Below are 14,787 nucleotides of genomic sequence, written 5' to 3'. Positions count from 1 at the left end.
ACATTTTAATAATCATTAGAAGTTCAGGTTAAGACCGAACGAATATGTTTTCTGGAACGGATAAAGCGCACCATCCAGTCCTTCCGGATCTATATTGGCTTTCAGGTGAGAAACAGTGAAAATGTTTTCAGCGCTGAAATAGAAACGCAGACGATTGATTCTTGCTTTTTCTGTCAGATGCTTAGGCAGTGTATAACCCAGCGTTACGTTTTTCAGGCGGGCATAGGCTGCATTCTGCAGGTACTTTGTCTGCGGTGCTCCCAGCTCTGTGGCATCTTCCGCGATGTAAGCCTTTACGCGCGGGAAGTAACCGTTAGGATTTTCCGGTGTCCAGTGGTCCATGTTATGCAGCTGCACGTTGGCCCATGGCTGCGCATAGATACCCCAGAAGTAGTGGTTACCCGGATTCGGATACCAGTCTCTTTTACCGATACCCTGAATCAGGGCGCGGAAATCGAAGCCCTTGTATGAGGCTGTCAGGTCCACGCTGTAAGGGAAGCGGGGCGCGTTGTTACCGATGATTTTTCTGTCACCGGGATTGTAGATGGTGTTATCGCCATAGTTGATTTTACCGTCACCGTTCAGGTCTTTGAATTTCAGATCTCCTGGATAGAACTGGTAATTCTGGTCATCGGAACCAACTTCCGCCTGTTTGGCGTGATTTTTAATTTCATCTGCATTCTGGAAGAATCCTTCTGTTACCAGCCCCCAGATATCGCCTACTTCCTGGCCTACATAGTAGTTTCTTTTCAGGAACTCGCTATGGTCGTAATTTTTCAGGGTACCGGTCGGATTGCTGTAGCGGGTAATGAAGCTGCGGCTGTCTGCCACGAGCAGTTTTACGCCATAGCTGAAATCGCTGTTGCCCAGTTTAAACTGATCGCGCCAGAAGAGGGTGATTTCCCAGCCGCGCGTTTTCAGGTCTGCAGAGTTCACCGGTGGCACCTTGGCGCCGTATACAGCGGGCAGTTCCTGCGCCTTGGCAAACATACCGTTGGTATAGCGGGTATAACGGTCATAGCTAAACGTTAAGCGCTCTTTCAGCATGGTCAGATCGATACCGCCGTTGAGCGTTTTTACGGTCTGCCAGGTATAGGTAGGCGTTACCGGTTCAGGAATACCTACATAGATCGGCAGGGCGCCTTCCAATACAGAGTTGACATTTCTTGACGGCATCAGCTCCATGTAACCGTATTCGCTCCACTGCTGATCCCCCAGGGAGCCATAGGATCCGCGCAGTTTCAGGTGGTCAATACCTGTTGCATTTTTAATATTGCTGAAGAATTTTTCCTTAGTTACCACCCAGGCTGCCGAAGCAGACGGGAAGAAGCCCCAGCGGTCTTCTGTACGGAATCTGGAAGAACCATCGTTACGCGCATTCAGTTCCAGGATGTACTTATCATCGAATGTATAATTCAGCCGATAGAAGATACCTCTTACGGCCCAGTCACGGATCTGTTCCCGCTGCTCAATTACGCCGGTAGCCAGGTTCGGAGTGGTATAGTTAGGACTGATCAGACCTTTACGGGTCATTGTACGGTAGTTATTATAGTGGTATTCCTGGTTGAAACCCACCAGCGCGCCTACCGAGTGTACTTTATTAAAGGTTTTGTGGAAATCGGAATAAACGTTGAATACATTATATCTTACATCTGTGCTCATGTTGGAGGCGCTGGTCAGCTCCGCGAAAGTGTTGCCGGTACTGGCCCCGTCTGTGTATTTCATGGGCTCTTTCGGACCGTCGTGGAATCCTACCGGAAGCACATAGCTTCTGCCCAGGTCTGAACCGCGGCGGAAGGTCATATCTCCTTTCAGTGTCCATACGTTTTTAATAATGCCTACTTCTGCGTTCAGGGTGGTCATGAATTCGCTCCAGGTGTCTTTGGTGCGGCCGCCTTCCTGTAACAGCCCTATTAATTTGGCGCCGTCACCAGTCCATGTACCATCCGGGTTTTTAGGTACGGCCATGGCTGGAGAGCGGTTCACGTTGTGGAAGAACAGATAGTCGGTGGTATTGGCCGGCTGATCGTAGGTAGCATTGGTGTACATGGTATTGCTTCCTATCTTCACGCGGTCGTTGATGGTATAGGTAGCTTTGGCGCGCAGGTTGTAGCGGTTGTATTTATCAGGATTGAAGCGGAGCATACCATCCTGCTGATAAAAATCCCCGGAGAAATAGTAGTTGAGTTTCTCATCGCCGCGGGAAATGCTGAAATTGGCATTGTAGGCCGGCGCTGATTTCTGGTATACTTCCCTTAACCAGTCCGTGCTACCGTAAGATACCCATTTGTTTTTATTGGATGGGTTGAGGATAGTCACCGGTAAGGACGGATCGTTCTTCAGTAATGCTGCGTAATCCCTGTCCTGCTTGGGATACAGGTCATACAACGGGAAGGCCGCATCATGTTTATACTGCATGTTGGTAAGTGGATCCAGGGTTACTTTAGGTGTCATACCCAGGGTACGTACCGCATAGTTGCTGTTGGCAGTCATCACCAGGCGGCCGTCTTTACCTGATTTGGTAGTAATGAGGATAACCCCGAAAGCCGCACGGGCGCCGTAGATAGCAGCAGCTGCTGCATCTTTCAGCGTAGTCACGCTTTCTACGTCCGCGGGGTTGAGGCGGGAAACTTCTTCGTTGGTAAAGGGAATGTTATCTACCAGGATAAAGGGATCGCCACCATTGATAGAGGTCATGCCGCGCAGGTTAAACTTCGCTGCGGAAGACATACGTCCGTCGGAGTTGGTGATGTTCAGGTTGGGCAGTAAACCTTGTAAACCCGTGCCTATATTGGTAATCGGGCGGCTCTCCAGTTCTTTGCCGGAAATAGCATCCACAGCGCCGCTGAGGTTTACGCGCTTCTGCTTTCCGTAACCCACTACCACCACTTCGTTCAGTCCGCTGGAGTTGGCTTTCATGGCTATGTTCAGGGTAACGCCTTCTTTGGCTTTCAGCTGATGCGCTTCATATCCCACATAGGTGAATTCCACCACGGCGCCTTCCGGCACTTCCAGTGAAAAGCGGCCGTCTGCATCGGTTTTAGCACCGTTGGTGGTGCCTTTTACCAGTACGGTTACCCCTATCAGCGGGTTACCTGCTTCATCCGTCACCTTTCCTTTCACCGGAAAGTTCTGCACATTATCACCTGCTTCGAGTATCACCACCAGGTTATCCTTCATCACTTTATAGCCCAGGGAGGTGCCTGCCAGCGCTTTATCCAGCACTTCGCGCACGGGAGCATCCGTCATCGCAATGGAGATCTTTTTCTCCGGGATAACGGCATTCTTGTACACAAAGGTATAATCACTCTTCTGACCGATGATGTTCAGCAGTTTTCCAATGTTAATATTGCGATAATTAACACTGATTTTTTCCTGTGAAAACCCATGCGCACTGAGCTGTAAGAATCCAGCACAAAGCAATACGGAGGTTAGTTTCATACGCAATAATAGTTTCCTCATATTCCGCTCCGGAATACCAGAAGGCCACCAATAGCTTTTTTTCATAAATTTGTTTCGTTAGGTTAAATAATGAGCCATTACCAAATCGTGAGGATGTGGTTTACATTGTTCAGCCGACATTTTTAAAGGGGGGATGTTGCCGCATTCTCCCTTTTTCATGCCAGCCGGCAGATAAAGAAAATCAGTGGATTATCAAGCCATAGATGATATTGTTAAGCAGATGATTACCATATATCTATTATGTTTTCTGTGGTATTCATTTCATAATGGAAGCCGGACATCAGCTGTAAAGCCTGCAAAATATCGTCGATGTTTTGCTTGCGGAAAGCGCCGGTGAATACTTCCTTTTTATATTTATCATTTTTAAAACGCAGCCGTACGTTGTACCAGCGTTCCAGGTCGTGCGACAGTTCCTCAAAAGTGACATTGTCAAAGTCAAAGCGGTCGTTCACCCAGGCCGTTTCCGGTTTCAGGGCAGCGTCATTGCCCGGGGTAATCATCGCTTTTACCGGAGCAATTGTAAAGTTGGTTTTCTTTGTTTCGGTTACTGGTTTATCTTTCCTTATATTGATCACTAATTTCTGTTCGGGCTGTAACTGAATCACCTTGCGGCTTCCGGCAGCACTCCCTTCAGGGAAGCTCACCTCTACCTTACCGCTCAGCAGGGTTGTCTGCACTGTCGCGTCTTCCGTATAGGCTTTCACGTTAAATACAGTGCCCAGCACCCGGATGTTCACCTTGCCCGTCTGAATAATGAACGGGTGAGAAGGATCATGTTTTACATCAAAATAGGCTTCGCCGGTAAGGCTCACCTCCCGCTCTCCGCTGAGGAACCGGTTGGCATCATACTGCAGGCGGCTGCAGGCGTTGAGTACCACGCTGGTGCCATCGGGCAGTACCACGGCTGTTTTGGAGCCGGTTTTGGTCACTACTTCATTACGGTATGCCAGCTTCCTGTCATCGCGTGGCCACCAGATAACAGCGCTCACCAGTACCGCTGCAGCGGCAGCCATGCCCGCTATTATTTTCCACGGACTCATTTTCCGTACCGGTGTTACAGCAGTCTCCTGCTGCAGGAAAAGATTCATTCGGTCCATCCCGTCTTTCAGCAACTGCTCCTCTTCTGCTGCGGTAAACCCGTCTGCCTCATTCACTCCGCTGACATCGTCCACTATCGTAAAAGCATAACGCAGCTCAGGATCCTGCTGCAGCAGCAATTCCAGTTCATCCAGCTCCTGTGCAGTGGCCTCGCCGGAGATTTTCCTGGCCATTAAAATATATACGCGATGGCGCTCAGTCATGTTGCTTTTAGTCCGTGTTTCAATAGTAGGACGAAAACAATTTTAAAAACCCCCAAAACACTTCCATAATTTTTTTGAAACATTAAATAATTAAAATAATAATATTTATATATCTACAAACAAACAAATTACAACACTGTTCAGGTAAAGAATTCAGCTAAAAAAGTCTATCATCGGTATATTATCTTAAAGTTAACAGGTGCAGATATTATCAGCTTTCTGCAAAAAAATATCACTGCTAAAAAAAATCGGGCGGACAGAATATTTTGTTAACTTTAGCGTAATCTGCGTTATCTAATATTGCAACCATTATCAGCGGCTTACAGGGATGGATCAGTGTACAATCAATGAATTATTTAAGAACATCACAGCGGACAATGATCAGGCGGCCTTCAAAGCTTTCTACAATCATTTTTTTATTAAACTGCTGCGCTTTTCTTTCTCGCTCACCCGCTCCAAAGAGGTGGCAGAAGAAATAACGAACGATGTTTTTATGCATTGCTGGCAGAAGCGGCAATCACTGACGGACATAAAAAATCCGCAGGTATATCTTTTTGTGGTTGCCAAAAACAAAGCCATCGATCATATCCGCAAGCAGGCAGCATCCCGGCAGGTGGCTCTTCCGGAAGATGAACACCTCGACATTGCCTTCGACAGCGACCCTGAACAACTCATGATCTCCGCGGAAATGATCCGCAAAATGGAATTCACCATCGGCCAGCTCCCACCCAAATGCCGCATGGTATACATCATGGTAAAGCAATACGGCCTCCGCTACAAGGAAGTAGCCACCGTCCTCAACCTCTCCGTTAAAACCGTAGAAAATCAACTCGCCATCGCCATGAAAAAACTCACCACCGCGGTCAATTTCACACTCGAGCGCATTTAAGATGGGGTTATTTTTTTATTTTTTTATTTGAGATTTAGCCCACATTGGTTTCCTGGTATTTGTTAATAAAAAATGCAGCGAAGAAGAATCTCCGCCGCATTTTTCTTAATAACCAAATAACCAATTTTCAAATCAGGTGGTTCATTCGCTTATCTATTATTCTATTTCAATTCTACGTTCTTATCTCCCCATACATCCAACAAATTCCGATCAAATCTCAAATAACCCAATAATCAAATAACCACATGACTAATAGCCTTCGTTCTGGGGCTTCAGGTTAGGGTTGTTTTTCATTTCGAATACGGGTAGCGGGAACAGGAGGTGTTTCTTTGCCAGTACGGCGCCGGAGCCTTTATTCACGTGGCCGATGAATTCATCGAAACCGTTGTTGTCTTCGTTGTATACTTTGCGCAGGCGCAGCATATCGAACCAGGTGATGCCTTCGAAACACAGTTCATGCCAGCGTTCCCGCCATACTGCCTGCTCAAAGGCTGTCTGCCCCAGCCCTGCCAGGTCTTTCAGATTGGCCCTTTTACGGACAGCATTTAATGACGTATATGCATCAGCGTTAGCAGTTCCGTCTGCCCGGTTCTGCGCTTCTGCATATATCAGCAACACTTCTGCATAGCGGATCTGCGGTACGTTCAGGTTACTCACACCGGTACCTTTCTTACCGGGCATACCATGACAGGCACGGTCAAAGTGCTTGAAGATGTAAGGTGCACCCAGCGGGAAGGGATCTCCGTCGCCTTTCACAAAGTAGGAAGTGTAGAAGAACTGCTGTTCATCCGTACGTTTATCGGTAGGTTCAAACTTTTTGAAGGAAGTATAGAAAGAAGGAGATACCACTTCACTGCCCACACCGCTGCCTTTGGCAGAGATATCCTTTGGCAGGGAGTTGTTAGGCAGCATGATAGATTGCAGGGGGTTCTCTTCTACCCCGTTCAGGTATTGCACCTGGAACAGGTGTTCCAGCTTGTTGTTGTTACCGGCATCATGCAGGTCATCATATTTTGGAAACAATCCTATTTCCTGCGGATGTGCATTGGCGTAGTCAACTACTTCCTTAGCCTTGTCTGCCGCGAGCTTGTAATAGGCGGCGCCTTTGCTCAGCGGATAGCCCGCCATCGTAAGATATACTTTTGACAGCTGGGCCTTCACTGCCGCCAGCCCTGCACCGCCGTTGGTGTTGGTCCATGACAGTCCTGCAGCTTCTGCAGCCAGCAAATCGTCAACGATAGCCTTGTATACATCCTCCGTTTTAGTGCGTCCGGGGCTGAAATCGGGCGAATCAGGCGTCTGCGACTTCAGTATCAGCGGTACGTCTCCCCATAATCTTACTGCGTAAAAATAGGCCCACGCACGCAGGAAACGGGCTTCTCCCTTCACACGTTTACGCTGGTTTTCATCCATGGGATTGATACGGTCTATATTATCCAGTACCAGGTTGGTTTGCGCTACCACACGGTACAGCCCTTTCCACCACTGCCCGATATGCAGGTTATCACCGTCGTACACCAGTCCGAGCAGGTTGTTCAGGTCGGAGTTCTGTGCGGTGGCGGTAGTCATGGTACCGGTAGGCGCATCCAGCATTTCAAAGTTGTTGGAGAAGATACCCGCCCCGGAGCCGATAATACGCAGCCTGGCATAAGCTGCCATCAAGGCGGCATCCGCATGTTCGGGCAAGGTAAAATATGTTTCCCGGCTCAGGTTGGACGGGTCCTTTTCATCAAGGAATTTTTTACATCCGGTTCCCGTTCCCATCAGCAATGCGCCGCAAAGCACCAGCTGTCCTACTTTATTAATGATATTTCTCTTCATAATTGATCTTTTTGAGTGCTGAACAAATTAAAACGCCACATTTAATCCCACCATGTAGATCGTTGGTTTGGGATAGTCAAAGAAGGTCTGTCCCTGTGCAAATGCATTGCTGTAGGTAGTTACCTCCGGATCGTTGCCACTGAATTTTGTTCTCAGGAAAAAGTTTTGTGCGGAAGCATAAATTCTCAGCTTTGTCAGATGCAGGCGCTGAACGGTAGCTGCATCAAAGGTGTAGCCCAGCAGCAGGTTCTTTCCACGGAGGAAAGAGCCGTCTTCTACCCAGCGTGTATCCACATTTGTTACATACTGCGCATCAGGATGACGTACGGCTGCAATCGGTGTGTTCTGGTTGGAAGGCGTCCAGTAATTCAGTACTGATCTGAAGCTGTTAGCCAGCCCCGTGCGGTCTTCGCCGGAGTGGTGAGTCATGTTCAGCACATCGTTGCCATACATGAACTGCAGCTCCAGGGTGAGGTCAAAGTTTTTATACTTGAAGGTGTTGATAAAACCACCCCAGCCTTTGGGATTACCATTACCGATAATCATACGGTCCGCATCATTGATAATGTAGTCGCCATTGACATCGCGGTACTTGATATCGCCCGGCAGCATGGTTTTACCACCGCGGTAGCTCTGGAACTTAGCTGCTTCGGCTCTTTCCGCTTCACTCCAGGTACCTTCCCGAACCAGCCCCCAGAAGGAGCCAACGGACTCGCCTACACGAAGAATGTTGGTCTGGTTGGTGAAGTTCGGACCACCTACTCCAAATATATCGGCAGGTGTAGCGAGGGAGAGGATTTTATTCCTGTTGAAGGATATATTAAACGTGGAATTCCAGCTGAAATTCTTGCTCTGGATCACCAGCGCATTGATGCCCAGCTCCAGACCTTTGTTTTCCATGGAACCGATGTTCTTGCGGATGGTGGTGTAGCCGCTGGTGCTGGGTACCGGCGCATCGAGCAGCATATCTGTGGTTTTACGGTAGTAGATGTCTGCCTCGAGGTTGATCCTGTTTTTCAGTAAGCCTATTTCCGCACCGAAATCATACTGTGCGGTTTTCTCCCATTTCAGGTCGCGGTTAGCCAGTGTGTTGGTACCAACGCCCTGTACTTTTGCACCACCCATGATGGCAGCGTAGTCAGGACCGGCGTTGAGTGATTCCAGCGACTGATAAGGAGGAATTTCGGAGTTACCTGTCAGACCAAAGCTGGTACGCAGTTTTAGGTGCGATAACACTTTGCTGTTTTTCAGCCAGTCTTCTTCAGATACTCTCCAGGCAAGACCTGCAGAGGGGAAGAATGCGTATTTGTTATTGGCGCCAAAACGGGAAGATCCGTCACGACGGCCTGTTAAAGTCACCAGGTAGCGGTCTTTATACGCATAGTTCAGTCTGGCAAAATAGGAGTTGAATGCAAAACGCAGCCGCGCAGAACCAGCGCCGCTTGGCGGTATTACAGATCCGGAGCCCAGACTGTTGGTTTCCAGGTAGTCGGTAGAATAGTTTTCGCCGCGTACAGTGAAGGTATACCAGTTGCTTTCCTGGGAGCTTAAACCCAGCAATCCGGTGAAGGAATGATCTTTACCGAAACGTTTGGTGTAGGTCAGGAAGTTTTCGAAGGACCAGTATGTTTCACGGTCATTGGCAATGATGGCAATACCTTTCTGGGAAGCAGATATATCGAGCAGGGAGCGGCCGTTCCATTCGTTGCGGCCACGGGTAACGATGTTGGCGCCTACCACGCTGCGCAGCTCCAGCCCCTTGGCCAGGGTGATGTTGGCGTAGGCGTGCCCGAGTGTGGTTTGCGTGTTGAGAATATACTTCCTGTCAGTAAGAATCTGTACCGGGTTAGAACCGCCTTCAGCGCCGGGGTACACCTTGTTGTTAGACCAGGTGCCGTCCGCAAATTTCACAGGCAGGAAAGGCAACGCTTCTGTAATCATACGGACAGAGTTCAGACCGCCGGTGCCGATGTCTACCAGGTTTTCCTGCTGGCTGTTATAGCTCAGGGAGCCACCCACTCTCAGCCATTCTTTCACTTTGGTATCGATTGTAAAACGCGCCGAATATCTTTTGAGATAAGAGTTCAGCAGCAGGCCGTTATCGTCCAGGTAACCGAGGAACAGGCCATATTGCGTATCCGGGTTACCGCCGGTGAAGCCCAGCTGATGGCTTTGCGTCAGTTTATGCTGTACGGATTCTTTCAGCCAGTCGGTATTATAGAGCGGGTTGCCGTCTTTATCAAACAGGCGCGCGTCTGTTCTTTTCAGCGCCGGTGCTTTGGACGTATAGTAGCCGGTATCCCATCTGGATTTATCATAGATGGCGGCATTTTTCCACGCCTGATCTTCCAGGGCCAGGTACTCTTTTGCATCCAGCATTTTCACGCGGTGCGGCCCGATGGTATTCATGCTGAAGTAGTTATCATAGGTAACGCGGCTGCCGGAAGCAGATCCTTTTTTGGTGCTGACCATAATTACGCCGTTTGCACCTCTTGCGCCATAGATAGCCGTAGAAGACGCATCTTTCAGCACCTCGATAGATTCGATATCATTCGGGTTAATGAAGTCGATAGCGTTACTGTTCTGCGTCTGGGAGCCTACCGGAAGCGCCACTCCGTCTACCACATACAACGGGTTGTTAGTCGTGTTGATGGAGCTGAAACCACGGATGCGGATGTTGGTTTGTCCGCCGGGGCGACCAGAGTTAGTATTTACCTGTACGCCGGCAATACGGCCGCTCAGTGCCTGGTTCACGGAAGCGGAGGGCCTTTCCTGGAGGGTAGCCGCTTTTACGGAAGCTACTGCGCCGGTGAGGTCAGATCTTTTTTGCGTACCATAACCTACCACCACAACGTCCTGCAGGGACTTCACATCTGCGCTGAGCGCCATGTTGAGCGTAGCGCCGTTACCGACTGCTCTTTCTGCCGGTACGTATCCGATAAAGGAAAACTGGATAACGGAAGTATTTCCCGGAACGGTGATGGTATAGCTACCGTCTGCTCCGGTGGAAGTACCGGTGCTGGTACCTTTCACCTGGATGGTAACGCCGGGTAACGGGGAGTTGTCTCTTGAGTCGAAAACTTTACCCGTAATTTTTCTCTCCTGGGCAAATACCAGCGCTGCCAGCAGCAGCCACAAGCTGCTGAGCAGGGCTGTTCGCCTTAGAAATAATAATTTTCTCTTCATACGTTTTGGTTTTTTGGTTAATAAAGGCTCAATGCTAAAACGATTTTGCAATAGGAATATAAGGTCCCTCCGTATGATGGATGGAACGAAATCATAAAATAAGTCTTGAAACAGGTCACGTGATAAACCTGACGGGCGCAACGGGCGCTATTGTTTGTTACAATATGCGCGGTGGCAGTCCTTACTGTTTTACCGGATAATTGGTGAAAAATCCTGAGTCAATGGCCGTGTTACCATTGTTGTTTTACTTTACCTATAACGTGTTAATCTACTGCTTTAAGTTTTCAGAAATCTGTCGCTGTCATCTGCGCAGTTTCCAATTTGTCAGCAAAATTTTTGTGAATAATATGGCTTACCTCTAACGTGAAATACGCTTTGGCACAATCGATTTAGCATTTTGGCCGGCGTTTTTTGGTTTCTCTTAATTCCCCCTAACTTTTTCAATTACAGTAAAAAATCAGATTTGAATTTGGGCTGGCATAAATTCTCTCACATTCCCGCCACAGCTCCTGAACATAAAAATATAATTATTTCCAGATAACTAAAACGTTTTTGCAAAAAAATTCGAATTCATGTAAGATTTTTTTATTTGAGATTTTCTATCTGAAAAAGGTGCCCTCCGGAAAACCCAAAGGACACCTTTTTCAGATAGAAAATCTCAAATAAAAAAATCTTACATGATTAAAACGCTAACAGCGTGCGGATGGCTTCTTCTACTTTTACCGGATTGGGCATCATAGCGGCTTCCAGCCCCATATTCAGGGGAACGGCCGGCAGATCCATTGCGCCAACGGTAAGTACCGGTGCATCCAGGTGCCTGAAGCATTGCTGCTGGATACGGCCGGCAAGCGCCTGTATAAAGGAGTTATTCAATTGTTCTTCTGTAAGCAGCAGACATTTACCATGCTTCTTCACAGTATCATATACGAGAGACTCATCCAGCGGAAACAGGGTGCGCAGGTCTATAATCTCCACATTGCCGGGGAAAGCTCTGGCAGCAGCCTTTGCCCAGTATACCCCCATCCCGTAAGTGATGATGCAGAGGGAGTTGCCTTCCTGTACATCGCGGGGATGCGCCGCCTGTACCACAGCGCCTTTGCCCAGCGGCAGTATGTAATCTGCTGCCGGCTCTATGGCCATTGCGTCCTGTGTACCGGGCACCTTGCTCCAGTATAGTCCTTTATGTTCCAGCATCACTACAGGGTTAGGGTCCAGGAAAGCCGCCTTCAGCAATCCTTTCATATCCGCTGCGTTGGAAGGGTAAACCACCTTGATCCCCTTGATGCTGAGCAGCGTACTTTCTATACTGCCGGAATGATAGGGACCGCCACCACCGTAAGCGCCGATAGGCACCCTGATCAGCGTCTGCACCGGGTATTTCCCCTGGCTCAGGTAACAGGACTTCGAAATTTCTGTCACCAGCTGGTTGAAGCCGGGATAGATGTAATCTGCAAATTGTACTTCTACGATGGGTTTCACACCGGTGGCCGACAGACCGGCTGTAGCGCCTATAATATAGGCTTCCTGGATGGCGGTATTATATACCCGGTGATCCCCGAATTTATCGCCGAGGGTGGCGGCTTCGCGGAACACGCCTCCCAGGCGCTTTCCTACATCCTGTCCGTAAAAAATTGCTTCCGGAAAGGCCTGCATAATTTCTTCCACTGCGTGCAGGGCTGCATCTACCATCACCACCTTGCTGCCGCCGGCAGGATTACGTGTACCCGTTTCCGTTGTTACGGGCGTAGGTGCAAATACATGTTGCTGTACTGTATCCGGAGCGGGTTCCGGCGCATACACCGCTTTATCGAATGCTGCTGTAATGTATACCGCGGCGTTTTCTTCTATTTCCTGTATGTCGGCGGGCGTAACGCCATGTTTCAGCAGCAGGGCTTTCAGCTTCGGTACCGGGTCGTTGGCTGCATGTTTTTCCAGGTCTTCTGCAGTACGGTACCACTCCTTGCGTACGCCGGAAGTGTGGTGCCCCAGCAGCGGCACTTTCGCCTGTACCAGTATCGGGCGGCGTTCCTGCCGTACATATGCGATCGCTGTTTCCATGGCTGCGTAGCTGGCGGTGAAGTCGCTCCCATCTACTCTCATCCGTTCCAGTCCTTTAAATCCGGCTGCATACTCATATGCGTCCATCGCGCGGGCTTCTGCGGCAGTTACAGAAATGCCCCAGTCGTTATCCTGCACCAGGTAAATGACCGGCAGCTGTTTGAGTACTGCAAACTGCAGGGCTTCGCTCACCTCTCCTTCCGTAACGCTGCCATCACCGAGGGAACATACCACTACCGGCAGTTCACCGCCGGGGCCTGTTCGCAGCAGGGAGGAAGCCGTCTGTTCCAGGTACTGTACGCCCTGTGCCATGCCGGTGGTCGGAATTACCTGCATGCCGGTGGCACTGCTCTGATGGGGAATCTGCGGCCGGTCTTCCCGGCGGCTGTTCGGGTGGCTGTAATAGGACCGTCCCCCGGAAAAGGGGTCATCTGCCTTGGCCAGCAGCTGCAACATCAGTTCATATGGTTCAAAACCCATAGCCAGCAGCATACTCTCATCACGGTAATACGGGCTTACAAAATCCCAGGGCTGTAACTGCATACCGGTGGCAATCTGAATGGCTTCATGCCCCCTGGAGGTAGAATGTACATACTTGCAGACAGGCCGGTTAGCCTCGTAGGTAGCGGCCATATTGCCGGCATAGCACATCAGCCGGTAGGCTGTCAGCAGATCCGCCAGTTCGCTCCTCTTCTCTTCCCGGCCGGGCGCCGCTTTTAAAGTTGAAACGCTTGTACTATCTTTAAACACGTAAAACTGTTTTGGTGATGATGGTGGATTCAGCAAATTAGTTGCTATTGCAACTATTGCTACTGCAAATTAATTAATATGACTGATACTTTTGTCAGTAATCCCTCTTTTTTTAAGTTGGATGCGACACTCAAAAAACTGCGCAATTACTGGCAGAAAATGTTTGATGCCCGCCAGATGGATATTACCGTGGATCAATGGCTGCTGGTGGAAAACCTGTACAAACACAAAAAAACAACCCATAACGAGCTGGCCCGCAATACCTCCAAGGATATTACTACCATCTCCCGCATTATAGAATTGCTGGTAAAAAAAGGACTGGTAAGAAGAGAAGCCGACACCACAGACCGCCGCAAGGTATACCTGCAACTAACTCCCGCCGGTGCGGAAAAATACAGGGAAGTGAAACCACTCGTACACGAAATGCGCAAAATCGGCTGGAAAACACTGACCGAAGCTGATTATAAGGAGCTGACGAGGATATTGGATACTATTTATGGGAATATACCGTGAGGGGTGTTTTAATTGCGAATTACGAATGTAGAAGCGAAGATTAAAACGAAGATTAAAGGAGATAACAATTAAACATCTCCTTTAATCTTCGTTTTAATCTTCGCTTCTACATTCGTAATTCGCAATTCGTAATTCGTAATTAAATTATCCTCCTCGTTATTTTACTGAAAACTCCAGCAACGAGTCGTCCTCAATGAATGCTTCAAAGTTGTCTCCGATAACTGCAGGTCCTACGCCTGCGGGGGTGCCGGTGAAAATGAGGTCGCCGATGTTCAGGGTAAAGAATTTTGAAATATAGGAAACGAGGTAGTCGAAAGAAAACAGCAGGTCTTTGGTATTGCCTTGCTGGGCCAGTTGCTTGTTTTTATAGAGGCAGAAGTTAATATCCTTCTTATCTGTTTCAGCGGTGATAGGTATAAAATTGCCTACAACGGCGGAGTTATCGAAGGATTTGGCAATTTCCCAGGGCAGTCCCTTTGCTTTCTGCTGATCCTGCAGGTCGCGTGCGGTAAAATCAATACCCACGGCAATCTGGTCGTAATATTTGTCTGCAAATTTCTCCTGGATATGTTTGCCGTTTTTACTTACACGGAGTACCAGTTCGCATTCGTAATGCAGGTTGCTGGTAAACTCAGGGTAGTAAAACGGGTGACCGTTCTGTAACAAAGCGTTCTTGGGTTTCATGAACAGTACAGGTTCTGTCGGCACTTCATTCTTCAGTTCTTTGGCATGGTCGGCATAATTCCTGCCTACGCAAATAATTTTCATAATGCGTTTGTTTTAAAAGATAAATAAAGCAGATCACAG

At 48.7% G+C, this 14,787-nt stretch carries 8 protein-coding genes; 2 read left to right on the top strand and 6 right to left on the bottom strand.

What is annotated here, in order from left to right; all coding sequences use genetic code 11:
- Positions 1 to 15 precede the first annotated feature (15 nt).
- Together GWG06_RS11520 and GWG06_RS11515 are read right to left on the bottom strand one after the other, a co-directional pair.
- Complete coding sequence (locus tag GWG06_RS11520; protein WP_202183001.1) at positions 16 to 3,441, bottom strand: SusC/RagA family TonB-linked outer membrane protein; 3,426 nt, start codon at positions 3,439 to 3,441, stop codon at positions 16 to 18.
- A 245-nt stretch (positions 3,442 to 3,686) separates the two neighbouring features.
- Positions 3,687 to 4,763, bottom strand: coding sequence for a FecR family protein (locus GWG06_RS11515; protein WP_160713403.1), 1,077 nt, complete (start codon positions 4,761 to 4,763; stop codon positions 3,687 to 3,689).
- 328 nt (positions 4,764 to 5,091) lie between these two features.
- Between GWG06_RS11515 and GWG06_RS11510 the strand changes: the two genes are divergently transcribed.
- Positions 5,092 to 5,652: an RNA polymerase sigma-70 factor gene (locus GWG06_RS11510; protein ID WP_127043297.1), complete on the top strand. Its 561-nt coding sequence runs from the start codon at positions 5,092 to 5,094 to the stop codon at positions 5,650 to 5,652.
- Positions 5,653 to 5,901: 249 nt separating this feature from the next.
- Here GWG06_RS11510 and GWG06_RS11505 read toward each other — a convergent pair whose 3' ends face one another.
- From GWG06_RS11505 to GWG06_RS11495, 3 genes are all read right to left on the bottom strand, one after another.
- Entirely contained in the window at positions 5,902 to 7,473 is a 1,572-nt protein-coding gene (locus tag GWG06_RS11505) for a RagB/SusD family nutrient uptake outer membrane protein (RefSeq protein WP_127043298.1), read from the bottom strand.
- Between the two features lie 27 nt (positions 7,474 to 7,500).
- Complete coding sequence (locus GWG06_RS11500) at positions 7,501 to 10,659, bottom strand: SusC/RagA family TonB-linked outer membrane protein (protein ID WP_127043299.1); 3,159 nt, start codon at positions 10,657 to 10,659, stop codon at positions 7,501 to 7,503.
- Positions 10,660 to 11,340: 681 nt separating this feature from the next.
- Positions 11,341 to 13,467, bottom strand: coding sequence for an alpha-ketoacid dehydrogenase subunit alpha/beta (locus tag GWG06_RS11495; protein WP_235938298.1), 2,127 nt, complete (start codon positions 13,465 to 13,467; stop codon positions 11,341 to 11,343).
- Positions 13,468 to 13,545: 78 nt separating this feature from the next.
- Between GWG06_RS11495 and GWG06_RS11490 the strand changes: the two genes are divergently transcribed.
- Complete coding sequence (locus GWG06_RS11490; protein ID WP_127044152.1) at positions 13,546 to 13,980, top strand: MarR family winged helix-turn-helix transcriptional regulator; 435 nt, start codon at positions 13,546 to 13,548, stop codon at positions 13,978 to 13,980.
- Between the two features lie 156 nt (positions 13,981 to 14,136).
- Here GWG06_RS11490 and GWG06_RS11485 read toward each other — a convergent pair whose 3' ends face one another.
- Positions 14,137 to 14,748 (bottom strand): fumarylacetoacetate hydrolase family protein, encoded by a 612-nt coding sequence (locus GWG06_RS11485; protein ID WP_127044153.1) that lies wholly within the window; start codon positions 14,746 to 14,748, stop codon positions 14,137 to 14,139.
- Between the last annotated feature and the right edge of the window lie 39 nt (positions 14,749 to 14,787).

The organism is Chitinophaga solisilvae (assembly GCF_009928525.1).
Classification (GTDB): Bacteria; Bacteroidota; Bacteroidia; order Chitinophagales; family Chitinophagaceae; genus Chitinophaga; species Chitinophaga solisilvae.
Note: the sequence above shows the minus strand (reverse complement) of the source record. Positions and strands in the feature narration are given on the sequence as shown.

Excerpts from the sequence above, each read along its gene's own strand:
- GWG06_RS11520 (WP_202183001.1), bottom strand. The coding sequence starts at position 3,441 with ATGAAACTAACCTCCGTATTGCTTTGTGCTGGATTCTTACAGCTCAGT.
- GWG06_RS11515 (WP_160713403.1), bottom strand. The coding sequence starts at position 4,763 with ATGACTGAGCGCCATCGCGTATATATTTTAATGGCCAGGAAAATCTCC.
- GWG06_RS11510 (WP_127043297.1), top strand. The coding sequence starts at position 5,092 with ATGGATCAGTGTACAATCAATGAATTATTTAAGAACATCACAGCGGAC.
- GWG06_RS11505 (WP_127043298.1), bottom strand. The coding sequence starts at position 7,473 with ATGAAGAGAAATATCATTAATAAAGTAGGACAGCTGGTGCTTTGCGGC.
- GWG06_RS11500 (WP_127043299.1), bottom strand. The coding sequence starts at position 10,659 with ATGAAGAGAAAATTATTATTTCTAAGGCGAACAGCCCTGCTCAGCAGC.
- GWG06_RS11490 (WP_127044152.1), top strand. The coding sequence starts at position 13,546 with ATGACTGATACTTTTGTCAGTAATCCCTCTTTTTTTAAGTTGGATGCG.
- GWG06_RS11485 (WP_127044153.1), bottom strand. The coding sequence starts at position 14,748 with ATGAAAATTATTTGCGTAGGCAGGAATTATGCCGACCATGCCAAAGAA.